Raw genomic sequence first — 3,639 nt, 5'->3', positions numbered from 1 at the left:
GTCCTGCCCAGACCGGCGACGCCCAAAGGTCCGGTCCGCGCCGTCTTCCTCCACGAGGACGACGAGCGGCAGGTGACGGCCAACTACCTGCGCCGGGAGCCGGAGGCCGGACCGCAGCGCCATCGCGCACGCGTCAGCGTGCTGTACGGCCGGTGGCTCGCCGCGCAGGCGCGGGCGGTCGGCGTGCCGGTCGTCGCTCCGCGTCCGTGGGAGGACCTGGCCAGCCGTGTCGCCGAGACGGTGGGGGGTGCCTCTCCTAACACCGTGGAGTCGGCCCGAACCGCCGCTATTCAGAACCTTCCGAGGAGCCCGGCGGCTTGATCGATCTGAAGGTGATGGTCAGCGCCTTCACCCTTGGTCCGCCTGCTTTCAGGCTCCCCCCTCCAGGGGTTCAGAAACAGGTACTGACGCTCCGCGGCGCGGTCGATCCCCGGACCGTCATCGCCGAATGGGTGCGGACCCACCCGGTCGAGAGCCGCACCGAGTCCTGGCGGCCGTGCACTCGCAACTCACCCCCCGCGTCATCACCGCCGACCTGTCCGCCGGGCTCGTCGTCATGGGGGACCTCGCGCCCCGCACCGCCCTGGACCGCTTGGGACTCCTGACAAAAGTGGTGGACTTGACCTGGTCGGAGGTCGGTGTCGCGCACGAGGCTGCCGGCTATCGGGACGCAGTCAGCCGCGAAACCGCACGCGAGTCGCCCATTCCGAGCGCGCGACCCTGCGCGTCGGCGACGTGTTCCTCAAGGTGGACGCCGATCAGGCGCGCATCGACGTCGAGGTCGAGCCGATGTGCCTCGCGCCGGTCCGACCCCGGAGGTCCTGTGATGCAAGCCGCCCGTGCTCGCGATCGCCGCACTCCCGGGGACGACACTTGGGCGCCTCGGCGGGCCGTCGACCGGGGCGCCAGCGGCGTGGGCCGCGGCGGGCGCCGCCATCCGGAAGCTGAACGACGCACCGCTGCCACCCCGCCCGGGCCGGGCCGGGCCGGGCCGGGCCGGGCCGGAGCATCGTCGCACTGACGGCGGAACTCGACGACGAGTGCGAGTTGCTCAGCCCCGCAGCCGTCGCCAGCAGGTCATCCCCCAGCCGAAGCCCAGCTCCTGGGGCAGAAACTGCCAGCGGATCCCGGTATACAGCACGAACAGGATCCCGCACCGCACCTTGCGACTATCCAGACGCTTACGGCCCGGACGCCGCGGATTACGCGGGACGACCGGCAGCAGCGGCTCGATCCGCGCCCCCGTAAACGCTTCGACGACGACGTCGGCATCCCCTTGATGGCCCGCACTGACTTCCAGGGTTTCCACCCGCCGGCTGGGCCTGCTGGACGAGGTCCAGCATGATGTGCCGTGCGATCTCCTGTTGGTGCGGGCAGCGGCAGCGACACCGCCAGCGGATCGCCCGCCTCGCCGCCGGGGACGGCTTGGCACTGTCCCTGGAGACCGTCGAGCTTCCGGCCTGCTGCGGGTGCTCCGGGGCGACGAACGGATCGTCCAGGCCGAACGCCCCGGCTGGATCCCCTGGCCGCGCACTCGCCGAGCGAGACCGGAGCGGAAGGCACCCAATTCAGGGAGCCCTCGTACCGTCCGGCCACACCGGACCCGGCTTCCCGGTCATCGGCAGAGGTACGAGCGAAAGCCGTCCGGTCTCCAGGGCGGCGGCCGCGCTGGCATGATCGAGGTATGTCTGATCGCATCATCGCTGCCTGTGACGGCGCTTGCAAAGGGAACCCCGGACCGGCGGCATGGGCCTACGTGGTGGCCGACGCCGACGGTATTCCGCAGCGCTGGGAGGCCGGCCCCCTGGGCAGGGCGACGAACAACGTCGCCGAGCTGACCGCGCTGGAGCGGCTGCTGGAGGCCACCGATCCCGCCCTGCCGCTCGAGGTGCGGATGGACTCGCAGTACGCCATGAACGCGGTCACCAAGTGGCTGCCGGGTTGGAAGCGCAACGGGTGGAAGACGGCTGCGGGCAAGCCCGTCGCCAACCAGGAGCTCGTCGTACGCATCGACTCCCTCCTGGCGGGTCGTGCCGTGGACTTCGTGTACGTGGCCGCGCATCGCATCGACGGCGACCGCCTCAACGCAATCGCGGACCGGGCCGCCAGCGACGCCGCCTCTTCGCAGCAGGCGGCCGGCACCGCCCATGGTGGGGAGCTGCCCGTCCCCGACCAGTCGGTCCGGACCGCTGCTCGGACCGCGAGCAGGACGACGAAGGCCCGCGGGACGGGGGGCGTCATCAAGGCGAAGTTCCCCGGCAGGTGCCACTGCGGGCGGTCCTATGCCGCCAAGGACCCCATTGCCAGGGGGCCGCAGGGGTGGGGCCACCCCGGCTGCCGCACGGCCGTCCCCGCCTGAACACCTCGACAGCGCGCCTGTGCTGCTCACTCCTCCCAGGGGCCGGCGGGCGTTCCGGCCGCTTTGCCGTCCGGGTTCCCGAAACGTTCGAGGACCTTCACGAACGGCGCCCGCGAGGCGGCATGTGGCACGGCGCCTGATCCGTGGCCGACCGGTGGCTGATCCGCCGCGCGGGGGAGGTGTGCTGTCCTGTGGGACGATGCGCCGCCGCGTACCGCGCGGAAGGCTCGTACCCATGCGTAATCACCTTGAACGCCGCGCCCGGAGGCGCCGGCTCCTCGCCCGGTCGGCCGTCGTCGCATATCTGCCGTACCTGACGCTGAAGCTGCTCTGGATCGTCGGGGTCGACGTGGGGGTGAAGGACCTCGGCAGTCTGCCGCGGGGACAGTGGATCGCGGCGAACGCGGTGACCTTCGGGATGGACGGGATCGCGGCGCTGATCGCCCATGTCCTGACCCGACCCGGCGGACGGCGCGTGCCCGCGTGGCTGGTCCTCCTCCCGATGTGGGTGGCGACGGGCATGCTCGTCACGCTGATGGTCGCGGTGCCGGTCGGCCTGGGCGTCATCGCGGCGACCGGCGTGCAGAGCCCGGTCGCCTCCAACGACATGCTCGAGCCATGGGTGTTCGGTGTTGTCTACGGCGGGCTGATCGCCGAAGGGCTGGTTCTGCTCTCGGCGTTCGCGCTGTACGTCGACGAGCGCTGGGGCGGACTGCTGCGCACTCGCGTGCGGGACCTGACCGATCCGGCCGGCACTCAGGGCATGCAGCGGGTGCTCGCCGTGCTCGCCCTGGGGTTCCTCGTCCTCTCGGGGGTGCTGCGTCTGGCGTGGGGGCTGGGGTCGGACGTCGGCATGAACGCGGAGTGGATCGCCCGGCGGAACGCAGTCGGTCGCACGGCTGATCTGGTGCACGGCCTGGCGGCGTTGACCGGGGCGGTCGGCCTGTACGCGCTGGTGTTCCGCCGGTGGCGCGGGGGACGCGTGCGTGTGCCGCTGGCGATGGCCTGGGCGGGCGTGGGCGTCGTCTTCTGGTCCAGTGGCTGGATGGACGTGGGGCGTTCGCCGGCAACGTCGGCACTGCTGGGCGTCGGCAACACGGCCGACCTGATCGCCGGGTTGCTGACCCTGTGCGTCGGCTGCTTCGCACTGACGGAGCTGACGGCTGGTGAGGGCCGGACGGTCACCGGGACCGGTGCCTGACACCGGCGGCAGATCGGCGGCGGAGAACCGCACATGCGCTGGTAGGTCAACGCGTCTCCGCACGCCCTCGCCGGCGAGG

2 protein-coding genes and 3 pseudogenes are annotated in these 3,639 nt (G+C 71.8%); 4 read left to right on the top strand and 1 reads right to left on the bottom strand.

Annotated elements, in window-relative coordinates; translation table 11 throughout:
- Window positions 1-321 (top strand): annotated as a pseudogene (locus AB0K09_RS31295) (hypothetical protein); the annotation flags it as partial.
- A 468-nt stretch (window positions 322-789) separates the two neighbouring features.
- A pseudogene (locus AB0K09_RS31290) lies at window positions 790-1,053 on the top strand (aminoglycoside phosphotransferase family protein); the annotation flags it as partial.
- Window positions 1,054-1,057: 4 nt separating this feature from the next.
- Here the strand turns inward: AB0K09_RS31290 and AB0K09_RS31285 are convergent.
- A pseudogene (locus AB0K09_RS31285) lies at window positions 1,058-1,234 on the bottom strand (transposase); the annotation flags it as partial.
- A gap of 450 nt (window positions 1,235-1,684) precedes the next feature.
- On the opposite strand from AB0K09_RS31285, the gene AB0K09_RS31280 reads away from it, so the two are divergent.
- On the top strand, window positions 1,685-2,359 hold the full coding sequence (locus tag AB0K09_RS31280) for a ribonuclease H (protein ID WP_366068777.1): 675 nt from the start codon (window positions 1,685-1,687) through the stop codon (window positions 2,357-2,359).
- A 235-nt stretch (window positions 2,360-2,594) separates the two neighbouring features.
- Complete coding sequence (locus tag AB0K09_RS31275; protein WP_366068776.1) at window positions 2,595-3,560, top strand: hypothetical protein; 966 nt, start codon at window positions 2,595-2,597, stop codon at window positions 3,558-3,560.
- The last annotated feature ends 79 nt before the right edge of the window (window positions 3,561-3,639 follow it).

Source organism: Streptomyces sp. NPDC049577 (genome assembly GCF_040675635.1).
Lineage (GTDB): Bacteria > Actinomycetota > Actinomycetes > Streptomycetales > Streptomycetaceae > Streptomyces.
This window is presented reverse-complemented; position numbering and strand designations above follow the sequence as displayed.

Coding starts and splice junctions, on each gene's coding strand:
- AB0K09_RS31280 (WP_366068777.1), top strand. CDS start 1,685: ATGTCTGATCGCATCATCGCTGCCTGTGACGGCGCTTGCAAAGGGAAC.
- AB0K09_RS31275 (WP_366068776.1), top strand. CDS start 2,595: ATGCGTAATCACCTTGAACGCCGCGCCCGGAGGCGCCGGCTCCTCGCC.